The 14,550-nt window shown below is 61.0% G+C and carries 15 protein-coding genes; 10 read left to right on the forward strand and 5 right to left on the reverse strand.

The annotated features are described in order from the left end of the window. Positions 1-62 precede the first annotated feature (62 nt). Complete coding sequence (locus AC1D1Y_RS02770; RefSeq protein ID WP_477681012.1) at positions 63-458, forward strand: diacylglycerol kinase family protein; 396 nt, start codon at positions 63-65, stop codon at positions 456-458. A gap of 228 nt (positions 459-686) precedes the next feature. Here AC1D1Y_RS02770 and rpmG read toward each other — a convergent pair whose 3' ends face one another. The 3 genes from rpmG to trxB form a co-directional block, all read right to left on the reverse strand. Next, positions 687-854: a 50S ribosomal protein L33 gene (rpmG, locus tag AC1D1Y_RS02775; RefSeq protein WP_007863188.1), complete on the reverse strand. Its 168-nt coding sequence runs from the start codon at positions 852-854 to the stop codon at positions 687-689. 11 nt (positions 855-865) lie between these two features. Then, complete coding sequence (gene rpmB / locus AC1D1Y_RS02780; protein ID WP_092128623.1) at positions 866-1,099, reverse strand: 50S ribosomal protein L28; 234 nt, start codon at positions 1,097-1,099, stop codon at positions 866-868. Between the two features lie 164 nt (positions 1,100-1,263). After that, complete coding sequence (gene trxB, locus AC1D1Y_RS02785; RefSeq protein WP_477681013.1) at positions 1,264-2,208, reverse strand: thioredoxin-disulfide reductase; 945 nt, start codon at positions 2,206-2,208, stop codon at positions 1,264-1,266. Between the two features lie 174 nt (positions 2,209-2,382). On the opposite strand from trxB, the gene AC1D1Y_RS02790 reads away from it, so the two are divergent. From AC1D1Y_RS02790 to lolA, 3 genes are all read left to right on the forward strand, one after another. Continuing rightward, positions 2,383-3,060, forward strand: a complete 678-nt coding sequence (locus AC1D1Y_RS02790; protein ID WP_477652686.1) for a Crp/Fnr family transcriptional regulator — start codon at positions 2,383-2,385, stop codon at positions 3,058-3,060. A gap of 92 nt (positions 3,061-3,152) precedes the next feature. Next, complete coding sequence (locus tag AC1D1Y_RS02795; RefSeq protein WP_477681014.1) at positions 3,153-5,501, forward strand: DNA translocase FtsK; 2,349 nt, start codon at positions 3,153-3,155, stop codon at positions 5,499-5,501. A gap of 5 nt (positions 5,502-5,506) precedes the next feature. Next, on the forward strand, positions 5,507-6,151 hold the full coding sequence (gene lolA / locus AC1D1Y_RS02800; protein ID WP_477681015.1) for an outer membrane lipoprotein periplasmic chaperone LolA: 645 nt from the start codon (positions 5,507-5,509) through the stop codon (positions 6,149-6,151). A 12-nt stretch (positions 6,152-6,163) separates the two neighbouring features. Here lolA and AC1D1Y_RS02805 read toward each other — a convergent pair whose 3' ends face one another. Next, entirely contained in the window at positions 6,164-6,544 is a 381-nt protein-coding gene (locus tag AC1D1Y_RS02805) for a nuclear transport factor 2 family protein (protein ID WP_477681016.1), read from the reverse strand. Positions 6,545-6,676: 132 nt separating this feature from the next. On the opposite strand from AC1D1Y_RS02805, the gene AC1D1Y_RS02810 reads away from it, so the two are divergent. The 3 genes from AC1D1Y_RS02810 to AC1D1Y_RS02820 all read left to right on the forward strand — a co-directional run bounded on the left by AC1D1Y_RS02810 (position 6,677) and on the right by AC1D1Y_RS02820 (position 10,403). Next, on the forward strand, positions 6,677-7,978 hold the full coding sequence (locus AC1D1Y_RS02810; protein WP_477681017.1) for a replication-associated recombination protein A: 1,302 nt from the start codon (positions 6,677-6,679) through the stop codon (positions 7,976-7,978). 139 nt (positions 7,979-8,117) lie between these two features. Further along, complete coding sequence (locus AC1D1Y_RS02815) at positions 8,118-9,257, forward strand: branched-chain amino acid ABC transporter substrate-binding protein (RefSeq protein WP_477681018.1); 1,140 nt, start codon at positions 8,118-8,120, stop codon at positions 9,255-9,257. 132 nt (positions 9,258-9,389) lie between these two features. After that, positions 9,390-10,403, forward strand: coding sequence for an asparaginase (locus AC1D1Y_RS02820; protein ID WP_477681019.1), 1,014 nt, complete (start codon positions 9,390-9,392; stop codon positions 10,401-10,403). A 14-nt stretch (positions 10,404-10,417) separates the two neighbouring features. Here the strand turns inward: AC1D1Y_RS02820 and AC1D1Y_RS02825 are convergent, their stop codons facing one another. Then, positions 10,418-11,311 carry a LysR family transcriptional regulator gene (locus AC1D1Y_RS02825; protein WP_477681020.1) on the reverse strand — a complete coding sequence of 298 codons (894 nt, stop codon included), beginning with the start codon at positions 11,309-11,311 and terminating at the stop codon, positions 10,418-10,420. A 369-nt stretch (positions 11,312-11,680) separates the two neighbouring features. Here AC1D1Y_RS02825 and AC1D1Y_RS02830 point away from each other — a divergent pair, with 369 nt between their 5' ends. Genes AC1D1Y_RS02830 through AC1D1Y_RS02840 form a run of 3 tightly spaced genes read left to right on the forward strand, consistent with a single transcriptional unit; the run spans position 11,681 to position 14,541 of the window. Next, on the forward strand, positions 11,681-12,610 hold the full coding sequence (locus AC1D1Y_RS02830) for a branched-chain amino acid ABC transporter permease (RefSeq protein ID WP_477652691.1): 930 nt from the start codon (positions 11,681-11,683) through the stop codon (positions 12,608-12,610). Between the two features lie 33 nt (positions 12,611-12,643). Then, on the forward strand, positions 12,644-13,762 hold the full coding sequence (locus AC1D1Y_RS02835) for an ABC transporter permease subunit (RefSeq protein ID WP_477652692.1): 1,119 nt from the start codon (positions 12,644-12,646) through the stop codon (positions 13,760-13,762). 11 nt (positions 13,763-13,773) lie between these two features. Beyond that, entirely contained in the window at positions 13,774-14,541 is a 768-nt protein-coding gene (locus AC1D1Y_RS02840; RefSeq protein ID WP_477652693.1) for an ABC transporter ATP-binding protein, read from the forward strand. Positions 14,542-14,550 lie beyond the last annotated feature (9 nt).

The raw sequence follows: 14,550 nt of genomic DNA on the forward strand, positions 1-14,550 counted from the left end.
TGCACTGTTCGACGTTCATGTGTTGCCCAGGCTTGGCGGTTGGTCAATAAGAAGGATGAGAAATGAAAGAAATCCCTCATGCCTGCGCTCTGCAGCGATTCACTCTGGCCGCACGCCTCAAGAGCTTTGGGTATGCCTTCGAGGGGATAGCTTTGATGCTTAAAACGCAGCACAACGCATGGCTGCATCTAATTGCCACAATGCTGGTGACGGGATTGGCCGGCTGGTGCCGAGTGAACGCCGGCGATTGGCGTTGGCTGATTGGCGCGATGACCATGGTTTGGATGGCAGAGGCCATGAACACAGCAGTGGAGTCGCTCTGCGATGTTGTGTCGCCACAATATTCATTGGCAGTCAAATGTGCAAAGGATCTTGCCGCCGGCGGCGTGTTAATTGCGGCTTGTGCTGCAGCGGCAATCGGTGTCATAACCTTCTGGCCTTATTTGGGTGCCAGGTGATTGCGCTGTGGCGCTGTGCGTGATGCGCCGCCTTTGTGGCAAGGCTTAAATCACAGATAGGGCTTATGTGGATCAGATTTCAACAGGATGCAAGCGAACCACGTAGCAAGCTGCTTGTTTGGTGGGAGTTCTGCTTTCTAAATCCCAAAAAATAAAGGACACCGAGGTGTCCTTTATTGAATGTACTGACCGAGTGGTAGTTTTTACTACACACGGATTCGTAGCTATTTATTTCAGCTTGATTTCTTTGTATTCCACGTGCTTGCGTGCCTTGGGATCAAACTTCATGATCAGCATCTTGTCGGGCGTGGTTTTCTTGTTCTTGGTGGTCGTGTAGAAGTGACCGGTGCCGGCGGTGGATTCCAGCTTGATTTTTTCGCGTGCGCCTTTTGCCATGATGGTGCTCCTTAAGCTTGGCCGCGTGCGCGCAGGTCTGCGAGCACGGTATCAATACCCTTCTTGTCGATCAGGCGCAGTGCAGCGCTCGAAACGCGCAGGCGAACCCAGCGGTTTTCGGTCTCGACCCAGAAGCGGCGGTATTGCAGGTTCACGAGGAACCGGCGCTTGGTTTTGTTGTTGGCGTGGGAAACATTGTTTCCGACCATTGGGCCTTTGCCCGTGACTTCACATACGCGTGCCATGTGCACTCCAGTACTTTTCAACAGCAGTCGTGTCGAAGGCATTTGCTGCCTGTCGTCATTCCTGCCTCACCTCGCCAGAATAGGGTGGCGGTAACCCGAGACTGCCAAACCCGGCCTTTTTGGGGCGAATTTAGCAAAGCCTTGAATTATAAGGGATTTTTGACTTACTCCGCTTGTTCCAGGAAACGCTGGGCGTCCAGCGCGGCCATGCAGCCGGTTCCGGCGCTGGTGATGGCCTGGCGGTAGACGTGGTCCTGCACGTCGCCGGCGGCGAACACGCCGGGCACGCTGGTCATGGTGGCAAAGCCCTGCAGCCCGGTTTTGGTGATGATGTAGCCGTCTTTCATCTCCAGCTGGCCGGCAAAGATGTCGGTATTGGGCTGGTGGCCGATCGCGATGAAGCAGCCCTTGAGGGTCAGGTCCTGCGTCGTGTCGTTCTGGGTGCTTTTGAGGCGCACCCCGGTCACGCCCGAGGCGTCGCCTAGCACCTGGTCCAGCGTGTGGTGCAGCTTGAGTTCGATCTTGCCGGCCGCGACCTTGTCGTGCAGCTTGTCGATCAGGATGGCCTCGGCCTTGAATTTGTCGCGGCGGTGCACCAGCGTGACCTTGCTCGCGATGTTGGACAGGTACAGGGCCTCTTCCACGGCCGTGTTGCCGCCGCCCACCACGCAGACCTCCTGGCCCCGGTAGAAGAAGCCGTCGCAGGTGGCGCAGCCGGAAACGCCGCGGCCCATGAAGGCGCTTTCGGATTCCAGGCCCAGGTATTTGGCGGAGGCGCCGGTGGCGATGATCAGCGAGTCGCAGGTGTAGGTGCCGCTGTCACCGGTCAGGGTAAAGGGGCGCTTGCTGAAATCGACCTTGTTGATGTGGTCGAAAATAATCTCGGTCTTGAAGCGTTCGGCGTGTTCGAGGAAGCGCTGCATCAGGTCCGGCCCCTGCACGCCATGAACATCGGCCGGCCAGTTGTCGACATCGGTGGTGGTCATGAGCTGGCCGCCCTGCGCAATGCCGGTGATCAGCACCGGGTTGAGGTTGGCGCGCGCCGCGTAGACGGCTGCGGTATAGCCGGCAGGTCCCGAACCGAGGATTAAGACTCTTGAATGTTTCATGTTGAAAAACTGATTGGGAAAGTGTAAGAACTCAGGTAGAGTCGTGCCGCATAAGCGCAGCGCAAGGTAAAAACCGTCGGGTAATACTTTTGCGGCATTTGGTTTTATAAATTACGTGCCATTGTAAGAACTCACGCGACGTCCCGTTGTTTGTGAGGTTGGGAGATATCAGATATGACGACGATGGTGTCCAACCTGGAATTGATTCGCCGGGTGCCCCTTTTCTCCGTGTTGACGGCCGCCCAGGCCGCATCCGTCGCCGATACGGTGGTCAAGCGCCGCTTCAAGCGGGGCGAGCCCATCGTCGAGCAGGGCAAAAAATCCAATGCCCTGTCCATCATCCTGACGGGTCGCGCCCGCGTCGTCACCACTGACGCCCGAGGCCGCGAGGTCATCCTGGCCACCATGCACCCGGGCGACTACGTCGGCGAGATGAGCCTGATCGACAACGAACCCCATTCGGCCACGGTGCGCGCCGAGATCCAGACCGACGCCCTGATCCTGGGCCGCCTCGAATTCGCGCGCTGCCTGCCCGAGAACAGCTCCATGGCCTATGCCGTGCTCAAGGGGCTGGTGCAGCGCCTGCGCCATGCCGATCGCCAGATCGAATCGCTGGCCCTGATGGACGTCTACGGCCGCGTGGCCAGGGCGCTGCTGGAATTTGCCAGTGACGACGGCACCGGCAACACCGTGATCCGCGACAAGGTCTCACGCCAGGATCTGGCCAAGATGGTCGGCGCCTCGCGCGAAATGGTCAGCCGGGTCATGAAAGACCTGGAGGAGCGTGGCTTCATCGAAACCCGGGAAGACGGCTCCGTGCTGGTGAAAGAACGGCTGCATACCTTGGGGTAGCACTCCCCGCCGACTCCCGCCCGCCATCTCATTTGGCGCCCGTGGCGCCCCTCAAAGCCTTTGCCCAACTACGGTAAGCTTAGCGACGGGCCATGACTTACTCACTTGACACCCTGAACTCCAGAAACTCCCCCGCCACGGGCGCGCCCGGCGGCATCAAACGCTTTGCCCATGAAGTCAGCCTGATCCTGGGCCTGCTCGGCCTGGTTTTCTGGCTGGCCGCCTTGCTCAGCTACTCGCCGCAGGACGCGGCCTGGTCGACTTCCGGAACGGCTCAAGCCGCGGCCGGCGGCCACCCCACGAGCCTTGTCAACTGGGGCGGGCGTGTGGGTGCCTGGCTGGCTGACGCCAGCTATTACCTGCTCGGTTTTTCGGTCTGGTGGGCGCTGGCCGCCGGCGGCCAAGCCTGGCTGCGATCGCTGGCGAGGTGGTTGCGCGGCGAACCGGTGGCGGACGGGGAGTCCCACCGCATCCGTTTCTGGCTCAGCCTGGCGTTGTTGCTGGTGGCCTGTACGGCGCTGGAATGGTCGCGCCTCTACCGTTTTGAATTGAAACTGCCCGGCCATGCGGGCGGGGTGCTGGGCTATCTGGTCGGCTCGATGGGCGAGAACTGGCTGGGATTCGCCGGCTCCGGCCTGGTGTTCATCGCGCTGGGCGTCATTGCCGTGTCGGCGGTTTTCGGTTTTTCCTGGGCCCATGTGGCGCTGCGCGTCGGCGCCTGGATAGACAACCTGATCGATTCGCGCCGCGAAAAGCGCGAGATCGCCGAAGACCTGGCCTTCGGCAAGCTGGCGGCCCGCGAGCGTGAGGAAACGCTGATCGACGAACGCATCGAAATCGAGGAACACCATCCGGTGCCGGTGCTGATCGAACCCGTGCTGGTCGACATTCCCAAGAGCGAGCGCGTCGCCAAGGAGCGGCAAAAGCCGCTTTTCAGCGAAATGCCCGACTCCAAGCTGCCGCAGGTCGACCTGCTCGACGGCGCGCTGAGCCGCCAGGAAACCGTGGCGCCCGAAACGTTGGAGATGACCTCGCGCCTGATCGAGAAGAAGCTCAAGGATTTCGGCGTCGAGGTGCGTGTGGTTGCCGCCGCGCCAGGCCCCGTCATCACGCGTTATGAGATCGAACCTGCCACCGGCGTCAAAGGCTCGCAGGTCGTCAACCTGGCCAAGGACCTGGCCCGCGCCCTGAGCCTGGTCTCCATCCGCGTGATCGAGACCATTCCCGGCAAGAACTACATGGCGCTGGAGCTGCCCAACGCCAAGCGCCAGTCCATCAAGCTCAGCGAAATCCTGGGCTCGCAGGTCTACAACGAGGCCAAGTCCCTGCTCACCATCGGCCTGGGCAAGGACATCAGCGGCGCCGCCGTGGTGGCCGACCTCGCAAAAATGCCGCACTGCCTGGTGGCCGGCACCACCGGTTCGGGCAAGTCGGTCGGCATCAACGCGATGATCCTGAGCCTCCTCTACAAGGCCGATGCGCGCGACGTGCGGCTGCTGCTGATAGACCCGAAGATGCTGGAAATGAGCGTCTACGAAGGCATTCCGCACCTGCTGGCCCCGGTGGTCACCGACATGCGCCAGGCAGCCCACGGCCTGAACTGGTGTGTGGCCGAAATGGAAAAACGCTACAAGCTCATGAGCAAGCTGGGCGTGCGCAACCTGGCCGGCTACAACGGAAAAATCGACGAAGCCAAGGCCAAGGGCGAATTCATCTACAACCCCTTCAGCCTCACGCCGGAGCAGCCCGAGCCGCTGGAGCGCCTGCCCTACATCGTGGTGGTGATCGACGAGCTGGCCGACCTGATGATGGTGGTCGGCAAGAAGATCGAGGAACTCATCGCCCGCCTGGCGCAAAAAGCCCGGGCCGCCGGCATCCACCTGGTGCTGGCCACGCAGCGCCCCAGCGTCGACGTGATCACCGGCCTGATCAAGGCCAAYATCCCGACCCGKMTKKCCTTCCAGGTCAGCAGCAAGATCGACAGCCGCACCATCCTGGACCAGATGGGCGCCGAGGCTTTGTTAGGAATGGGTGACATGCTTTACATGCCGAGTGGTACAGGCTTTCCAATCCGGGTGCATGGTGCGTTTGTGAGTGATGACGAAGTGCACCGCGTGGTGGCCTATCTCAAGCAGCAGGGCGAGCCCAACTACATTGACGGCGTGCTCGAAGGCGGCACCGTCGACGGCGAAGACGGCGACCTGCTGGGAGAAGGTGGTAGTGGCGGCAACGGCGGCGGCGAGAAAGACCCGATGTACGACCAGGCCGTCGAGGTCGTGCTCAAGAACCGCAAGGCCAGCATTTCGCTGGTGCAGCGTCATCTCAAGATCGGCTACAACCGCGCCGCGCGGTTGGTCGAAGACATGGAAAAAGCCGGGCTGGTCAGCGCCATGAGTGGTAGCGGCCAGCGCGACATCCTGGTGCCCGCAAGGGCGGAGTGACGATCATGAAGAAATTTATTGCAACGATGCTGGTGGCGGTTTGTGCGCATCCCGCCTGGGCCAACGGCCTGGACAGCCTGGAGCTTTTCGTGAAGACCGTCAGCAGCGGCCGCGCCGAGTTCACCCAGGTCGTCACCGCGCCGGCCAGGGACGGCCAGGCCGCGCGCAGCAAGACCTCCACCGGCACGTTCGAGTTTTCCCGGCCGAACCGCTTCCGTTTTGTCTATAAAAAGCCGTTTGAGCAAAGCATCGTGGCCGACGGCCAGACCCTCTGGCTGCACGATGTGGACCTGAACCAGGTCACCTCGCGCAAGCAGTCCAGCGCCTTGGGTTCCACACCCGCGGCCCTGATTGCCGCGGCCCCCGATTTGCGCGCCTTGCAGGCCGATTTCAACCTGGCCGCTGCACCCGATGCCGACGGCCTGCAATGGGTGGTGGCCACGCCCAAAAGCAAAGAGGGCCAGCTGCAGGCCGTGCGTGTGGGTTTTCGCCCCGGTGAAAAATCCTCGGGCTTGGCCGCGCTGGAGATCATCGACAGTTTTGGCCAGCGCTCGGTGCTGAGCTTCAGCAAGGTCGAGGTCAATCCCAGCCTGCCGCCCGATACCTTCCGCTTCACGCCGCCCAAGGGTGCTGACGTGATCCGGCAGTAAAGAGTAAAAGGCTCAGGCCAGTGGAGGTTTGGGAAGCCGCTGTGCGGGGTCATAGAAGAACGTTTCTTCCGCGATGCGCTCACCTTCCCAGCGTTGCCAGGCAAGTTCCTCCATCTCGGTGCGGCTGCCGTCCTGCCACTCAAAGCGGAAGATCCAGCGGATCACCACGTGGTCGCCGTTGAGCAGGGCGGGGCGCACGCAGGTCGAAGTCAGCGACTTCGCCCTTTCCATCACCTTCTGCTCGCCCAGGACCAGGTTGGCGCGGCCGACGCGCGGGGCGGACTGGTTTTCCTGCATGGACGCGTTCTCGGTGTAGAACTCTTCAATGGCTTCGGCGTGGGCGTTTTCTTCAACGCGCGCGATAAATCGTTCCAGTGTTTCGGGGCTTGGCATGGCGTTTCCTTGGAAGGGGGTGATGGTGTTTTACACGACTTGCCGTAACCCTGCCGCCGACCCGGCTCGGTGGCTTAGACTTCTGGCATCGCAGTTTCCGATTTTCTGGTCTCCCCTGTTTCCCGCCCTCCCGTGAAAGCCGCTTCCTCTACCCACCAGCCCCTGGCCGAACGCCTGCGCCCGCAAAACCTGGGTGAGGTCATAGGCCAGCAGCACCTGCTGGGTGAGGGCATGCCGCTGCGCATCGCCTTCGAGTCCGGCCAGCCGCACAGCTGCATCCTGTGGGGGCCGCCGGGGGTGGGCAAAACCACCATCGCGCGGCTCATGGCCAGCAGTTTTGACGCGCACTTCATCACCATCTCGGCCGTGCTGGGCGGCGTCAAGGACATCCGCGAAGCGGTGGAGCAGGCCAGCATCTGGCAGGCGCAAAGCGGTCGCCGCACCATCGTGTTTGTCGACGAGGTGCACCGCTTCAACAAAAGCCAGCAGGATGCGTTTTTGCCGCATGTGGAAAGCGGCCTTTTCACCTTCATAGGCGCCACCACCGAAAACCCCTCGTTCGAGGTTAACTCGGCCCTGCTGTCGCGCGCGGTCGTCTATGTGCTGCAGCCGTTGGGCGAAGCCGACCTGAAGCAGATCGTGGCCAAGGTCCTGGCCGAAAAAGCGCTGCCGGCCATCGAGACCATCGCGGCGGAGGCTGCCGACCGCTTGGTGGCCTATGCCGACGGAGATGCCCGGCGCCTGCTCAACACGCTCGAGTCGCTCAGCGTGGCGGCCAAGGCCGAGAAGGTTACCGAGGTCACCGACGCCTGGCTGCTCAAGGTGCTGGGCGAGCGCCTGCGCCGCTACGACAAGGGCGGCGAGCAGTTCTACGACACCATCTCGGCCCTGCACAAGTCGGTGCGCGGCTCAGACCCCGACGCCGCGCTTTACTGGTTCATGCGCATGCTCGACGGTGGCGCCGAACCGCGCTACATGGCGCGCCGGCTGGTGCGCATGGCCAGCGAGGACATCGGCCTGGCCGACCCGCGGGCGCTGCGCATGGCGCTGGACGCCGCCGAAGTCTATGAACGCCTGGGCTCGCCCGAGGGCGAACTGGCGCTGGCCCAGTGCGTGATTTACCTGGCGGTGGCGCCCAAGTCCAACGCGGTCTACAAGGCCTTCAACGAAGCCAAGGCTTTTATCGCCAGGGACGGCACCCGGCCGGTGCCCCTGCATTTGCGCAATGCACCAACAAAGCTCATGAAACAGCTGGATTACGGTAAAAACTACCGCTACGCCCACGACGAGGAAGGCGGCTTCGCGGCCGGTGAAAACTACTTTCCCGAAGGCATGCAGGCCCCGGACTTTTATCGGCCGGTCAACAGAGGGCTGGAAATAAAAATTGCCGAAAAGCTCGAGCAACTGCGCGTAAAAAACGACACGAAGAAATAGGACGCGCGCAGGTGGCCTGCAGGCCGGTGCTCCCCAAAACAGCGCATACGCTTTCTGCATGGCATGCCTCGTCTGCGCATGCCTCAAGGGGAAACCTCCGCTTGATACTACCGATTCCTCAATTCATCAGGAGTCGTGCATGTCGCCAAGTTATTGCGTAAAAAGCGTTCTTTCCGTGCTGGTAGTTGTTTCGGCAGCTTCGGTTTGCGCCCAGGACAAAGTAAAAATTGCCATCGTCGGTCCGCTCTCCGGCCCTGCCGCAAACTACGGCAAGGACAACGAGCGTGGTGCGCAGCTTGCTATTGAAGACCTCAATGCCAGCCAGTTCAGGATTGGCGGCAAAACCGTGAAGTTCGAGCTTGTTTCTGAAGACGATCAGGCTGACCCGAAGCAGGGAACCGCGGTTGCGCAAAAACTGGTCGATAGCGGTGTCAATGGCGTCGTGGGGCATAACAACAGCGGCACCACCATTCCCGCCGCCCGGATTTACAGCGAAGCCGGCCTTCCGCACATCACGCCTGCGGCTTCCAATCCGAAACTCACGCAACTGGGCTACAAAACCACGTTCCGTACCATTGCCCACGACGGAATGATCGGTAGCGCATTGGCTGTTTTTGCGGCCACAAAGCTCAAAATTCACAACGTCGCTTTGATTGATGACCGTACGGCATATGGCCAGGGCCTGGCGGACGAGTTTGAAAAAACCTTCAAATCGTTGGGCGGAACAATCGTCGCGCGTGAATTTACCAGTGACAAGGCAACTGATTTTTCTCCCATCCTGACGACGATCAAGGGCAAGAAGGCGCAGGCCGTCTTTTTTGGTGGCCTGGATGGACAGGCAGGTTCCATGCTTCGCCAAATGGCCCAGTTGGGGATTGGGCAGCTTCCCTTCATGGGGGGCGACGGTGTCTGCACCGGTGATTTGCCCAAGCTTGGTGCGCAGGCGGTCGGTAAAAACGTGATTTGCGGCGACGGCGGCGAAGCCTTGATGGACATGAAGGGAGGCCCCGGTTTTGCTCAACGCTACAAGGCCGCCTACAAAGCCGACGTCGTGGTTTACGCACCTTATGCCTACGACAACGTCATGATATTGGCCAATGCCATGCGGGCTGCCGGTTCTGCGGAGCCCGCCAAATACCTGGCCTATGTCGGAAAGACAAAGTATGAAGGCATCACCGGGCATATTGAATTTGACGGCGCAGGCCAGCGTAAGAACGCTGCCGTCACGCTGTCCACCTATCCGCAGGGTGTCAAAACCACGCTTGTCACCATGAAGTGACAGCGCCTGGCCATCAGGCGCCAGGCGAAAAGACAGCGGCGTTGATGCCACTGCCGCTGTCTTCCTGGTGTCCGCCCCGCGGTGCGATCCGTCGTGTGATCGCCAGTGGGCGGCACCATTATCTTTAACGCAATGGTTGAAACATTGATGCGAAAAACAAGGATTGCCGTTCTGGGCACCGGGGGCACCATCGCAGGCGAAGCCAGCTCCGCATCCGATGTACTCAGCTACCAGGATTCGCAGCTTTCCGCGGCCGACACTTTGCTGCCGCTGGCGCCTTATCTGCCCAAAGAGGTCGAATTGCTCACGGTGCAGATCAGCCAGTTGGGCAGCGAAAACTTTTCCACCGATACCTGGCTTCTCCTGGCCAACGCGATTTCTCGGCTCGACGAGGCCGAAGAGCCGGACGGCTTTGTGCTGACGCAGGGAACCGATACGCTGGAGGAGACCGCCTACTTTCTGCATCTGGCCTTGAAGACGGCCAAGCCGGTCGTGGTGGTGGGGGCCATGCGGCCCGCAACCGCCATCAGTGCGGATGGGCCTTTGAATCTCCTGCGGGCGGTGCAACTGGCGGCCAGCCCCCAGGTGCGAGGATTTGGCGTGATGGTGGTGGCAAATGAACGGATCTTTTCGGCCCGTGAAGTGACCAAATCCCATACCTCATCGATCGACAGTTTTTGCAGTCCCGAATTTGGGTGCGTCGGCTATATGCAAAACGGTGATGTCAAACTTCATCGGATGCCCTCACGCCACCATACGCTGAGTTCGCCCTTCAGTGTGTCGGGCCTCCAAAGCCTGCCCAAGGTGGATATTGTTTATGCCTACGCCGGCGGGGGCAGCGAAAGTATTCAGGCCTTCCTGGGCGGTGGCGCACGCGGCCTTGTGCATGCGGGCACCGGAAACGGGTCGATTTCCAGCGTTCACCAGACGGCTTATCGTGAGGCGATTCTCCGTGGCGTCGCGGTCGTCAGGAGCTCCCGCACCGGAAGCGGCCTTGTGTCGCGCAACGGCGCGATGAACGACGACGCTTTCGGCAGCATAAGCTCTGACACGCTCAGCCCGCAAAAAGCCCGTGTGCTGCTCAGCCTGGCACTGACCCTGACGCAGTACGCACCAGAGCTGCAGCGCTACTTTGACAGCTACTGAGCCGATTTGCGATGTCAACCAGCTTGAATCAGACGGGCCTGGGCCGCGAAATGCTCAACAAACTTTTTCTCATGCAGTGTGGCTTGATGTGTGACCAGACGCATCGCGGCCACCCGTATGGGCACTTCGGGGCTAAAGGGCAAAACCTGCGCTCCGTGCAGCTTTCCCAGTGCACCCGTCAGCGAGTCAACCAGGGCGACGCCCATCCCTTGCGCGGCCAGATGCATGGCCACCACGCTGGTTTCGACCGAAACATTGCGGGTGAGCGCAATGTCCGCCATCCCGTCCGTCTGGGCAATCAGCGACGCGACCAGGTCATCCTTGCTCAATCCGATGATGTTGCAGGAGGCAAGGTCCTGGACGGAAATGGATTTTTTGGCTTTCGAAAAATAGCCGAATGTGGACACCGAACAGAAGAATGCCTGCAGCAGGTCTGTGGTCGCCAACGCCGCATGCGCTACCGGTTCATAAACAAATCCGACATCGACGTGTCCGGCCAGAAGCGCATCAACAAGGGAGTCGTAATGGTAGGTTTCCAGTGTCAGCTTGCATTTGGGATATTGCTCAATGAATGATTTAACCGCTCGCGGCAATACGGCTGTGGCCAGCGAAGGGACGGCTGCAATCCTTAGTTGCCTGGTGCCGCCGATGCGCAAGCCCGCGGCCAGTGAGGCAGCGTGGCTCATGGATTCCATGATTTTCAGAATCGCCGGGCGCAGTTGCTGGGCTTCGTCCGTCGGTGCCATTCGCCCTTGCTGGCGATGAAACAGAAGGAAGCCTAGTTCATTTTCCGCGCTTGAAATAAGGCGGGACACGGCCGGCTGCGAAAGGTTGAGCATTTTTGCCGCGCCCGTGACCGTGCCGCAAAGGAACACCGCGTTGATAGCCTCGTATTTATGAAACCGCATATCGCAATCCAAAAATGGAGAAATTGCCTTTATTCAAGCGGCTTGGCGAAATGCTGCGAGGCCGATGTCGCACCTGGTTTCACATTAGGCTTGATTTTGAAGAGTAACCTACATAAGAACAACTAATGAAAAATTAAAATTCGACGTTTCACAGAATGTTAAGGGTAAACCCCGCGAAAACCGCCTGCTTGGCCCGATTCTCGCTTAAGGCCGATGGCTACAATTCGCGGATTAGCTCGCCACCCAACCCAGTTACCTGGTTTTGATAGGCGGGCTTTTTGTTAGCTCGCGCCAGCGGCCGGTGATCCCGGCAGTGGGCGGCCGCAAGGCGGAGCTTGCAATTTCATCAATCGGACGGGAGAGTGAGTTATGGAAATATTGCTTCAGCAGATCATCAATGGTCTGGTCCTGGGCAGCATGTATGCCCTGATCGCCCTGGGCTACACGATGGTGTACGGCATCATCAACCTGATCAATTTCGCGCACGGCGAGGTACTGATGGTGGGCGCGCTCACCAGTTGGACCATCATCGGCCTGATGCAGAGCGCCATGCCGGGCACGCCGGGCTGGCTGATCCTGCTGATATCGCTGCTGATCGCCTTTGTCGTTTGCGGCGCCCTCAATTTCGCGATTGAAAAAATCGCCTACCGGCCGCTGCGAAACTCCCCCAAGCTGGCCCCGCTGATCACCGCCATAGGCATGTCGCTGCTGCTGCAGACACTGGCCATGATCATCTGGAAGCCCAACTACAAACCTTATCCCACCCTGCTGCCGAGCGAGCCTTTCCAGGTCGGCGGCGCCGTCATCACGGTGACCCAGCTCTTCATCCTGGGCGCCACCGCCGTCTCCCTGTCCGTGCTGATGTGGCTGGTGCACTACACCAAGCTGGGCCGCGCCATGCGGGCCACCGCCGAGAACCCGCGCGTGGCGGCACTGATGGGCGTCAAGCCCGACACCGTCATCTCGGCCACCTTCATCATCGGCGCCGTCCTGGCGGCGCTGGCCGGCGTGATGTACGCCTCCAACTACGGCACCGTACAGCACACCATGGGCTTCCTGCCCGGCCTCAAGGCTTTCACGGCGGCCGTGTTCGGCGGCATCGGCAACCTGGGCGGCGCGGTGCTGGGCGGCATCCTGCTGGGCCTGATCGAATCGATAGGCGCGGGCTACATCGGGCCGCTGACGGGCGGCGTGCTGGGCAGCCAGTACTCCGACATCTTCGCCTTTATCGTGCTGATTTTTGTCCTCACGCTGCGGCCTTCGGGCTTGCTGGGTGAGCGTGTGGCGGACCGGGCGTAAGGCCTGTCCATCCGGTACACAAGGAGAATATTGATGAATTCCACACAATCCAAAAAACTGGTGACCTTCCTGGTCGTCGCGGCGGCGCTGCTGGTGCTGCCCCTCTTGTTGCAGCAGGGCGGCAACGCCTGGGTGCGCATCGTCGACATGGCGCTGCTCTATGTGCTGCTGGCCCTGGGCCTGAACATTGTGGTCGGCTACGCCGGCCTGCTGGACCTGGGCTATGTCGCCTTCTTCGCCGTCGGCGCCTACCTGTTCGCGCTGCTGGGCTCGCCGCATCTGGCCGATGCCTTCCCCTGGATCGCTGCGCAGTTCCCGAACGGGCTGCATTTGCCGATCTGGGCCATCATCCCGGCCGCGGCGGCGCTTGCCGGCTTTTTCGGCGTGGTGCTGGGCGCCCCGACGCTCAAGCTGCGCGGCGACTACCTGGCCATCGTGACGCTGGGCTTCGGCGAAATCATCCGGGTGTTCCTGAACAACCTGGACCGCCCCATCAATCTGACCAACGGGCCCAAGGGCATCAACCAGATCGACTCGATGAAGTTCTTCGGCTTCGACCTGGGCAAGCCGCATGAGTTCTTCGGCTTCGAGGTCAACTCGGTGTCCATGTATTACTACCTGTTCCTGGTGCTGGTGATCGTCTCGGTCGTCATCTGCCACCGTCTCGAAAACTCCCGTATCGGCCGCGCCTGGATGGCCATCCGCGAAGACGAGATCGCCGCCAAGGCCATGGGCATCAACACCCGCAACCTGAAGCTGCTGGCTTTCGGCATGGGCGCCACCTTCGGCGGCGTGTCCGGCTCGATGTTCGCGGCCTTCCAGGGTTTTGTCTCGCCCGAATCCTTCAGCCTGATGGAGTCCGTCATGATCGTCGCCATGGTGGTGCTGGGCGGCATCGGCCATCTTCCCGGCGTCATCCTTGGCGCCTTGCTGCTGGCCGCGCTGCCCGAGGTGCTGCGCCACGTCGCCGGCCCGCTGCAGGCCATGACCGACGGCCGCCTTGATTCCGCCATCCTGCGCCAGCTGCTGATCGCGCTGGCCATGATCACCATCATGCTGATGCGTCCGCGCGGCCTCTGGCCGTCCGCGGAACACGGCAAGTCGCTGAACAAGGTCGTCGGCAAAGACCCCATTCAGTCAATCAACCCTTAAGGAGAATGGACATGAGCGAAACCATTCTTAAAGTCTCCGGTGTCTCCAAGCGCTTCGGCGGCCTGCAGGCCCTGAGCGACGTCGGCATCCACATTGAGCGCGGCCAGGTCTACGGCCTGATCGGCCCCAACGGCGCCGGCAAAACCACTTTCTTCAATGTGCTGACCGGCCTTTACACGCCCGACAGCGGCAGCTTCGAGCTCGCCGGCAAGGCCTACAAGCCCACCGCCGTGCATGAAGTCGCGAAGGCCGGCATTGCCCGCACCTTCCAGAACATACGCCTCTTCGCCGACATGACCGCGCTCGAGAACGTGATGGTCGGCCGCCACATCCGCACCAAGTCCGGCCTGCTGGGCGCCGTGTTCCGTTCGCCGGGCTTCAAGCACGAGGAAGCCGCCATCGCCAAGCGGTCGCAGGAACTGCTCGACTACGTGGGCATCGGCAAGTACGCCGACTTCAAGGCCCGCACCCTGAGCTACGGCGACCAGCGCCGCCTGGAAATCGCCCGGGCCCTGGCCACCGACCCGCAGCTGATTGCGCTTGACGAGCCGGCCGCCGGCATGAACGCCACCGAAAAAGTGCAGCTGCGCGAACTGATAGACCGCATCCGCAAGGACAACCGCACCATCTTGCTGATCGAGCATGACGTCAAGCTGGTCATGGGCCTGTGCGACCGCGTCACCGTGCTCGACTACGGCAAGCAGATCGCCGAAGGCGCGCCCGCCGACGTGCAAAAAGACGAAAAAGTGATCACCGCCTATCTGGGCACAGGTCATTGAAGGAAAGCA

It is taken from the genome of Polaromonas sp. P1_G1, from assembly GCF_056405595.1.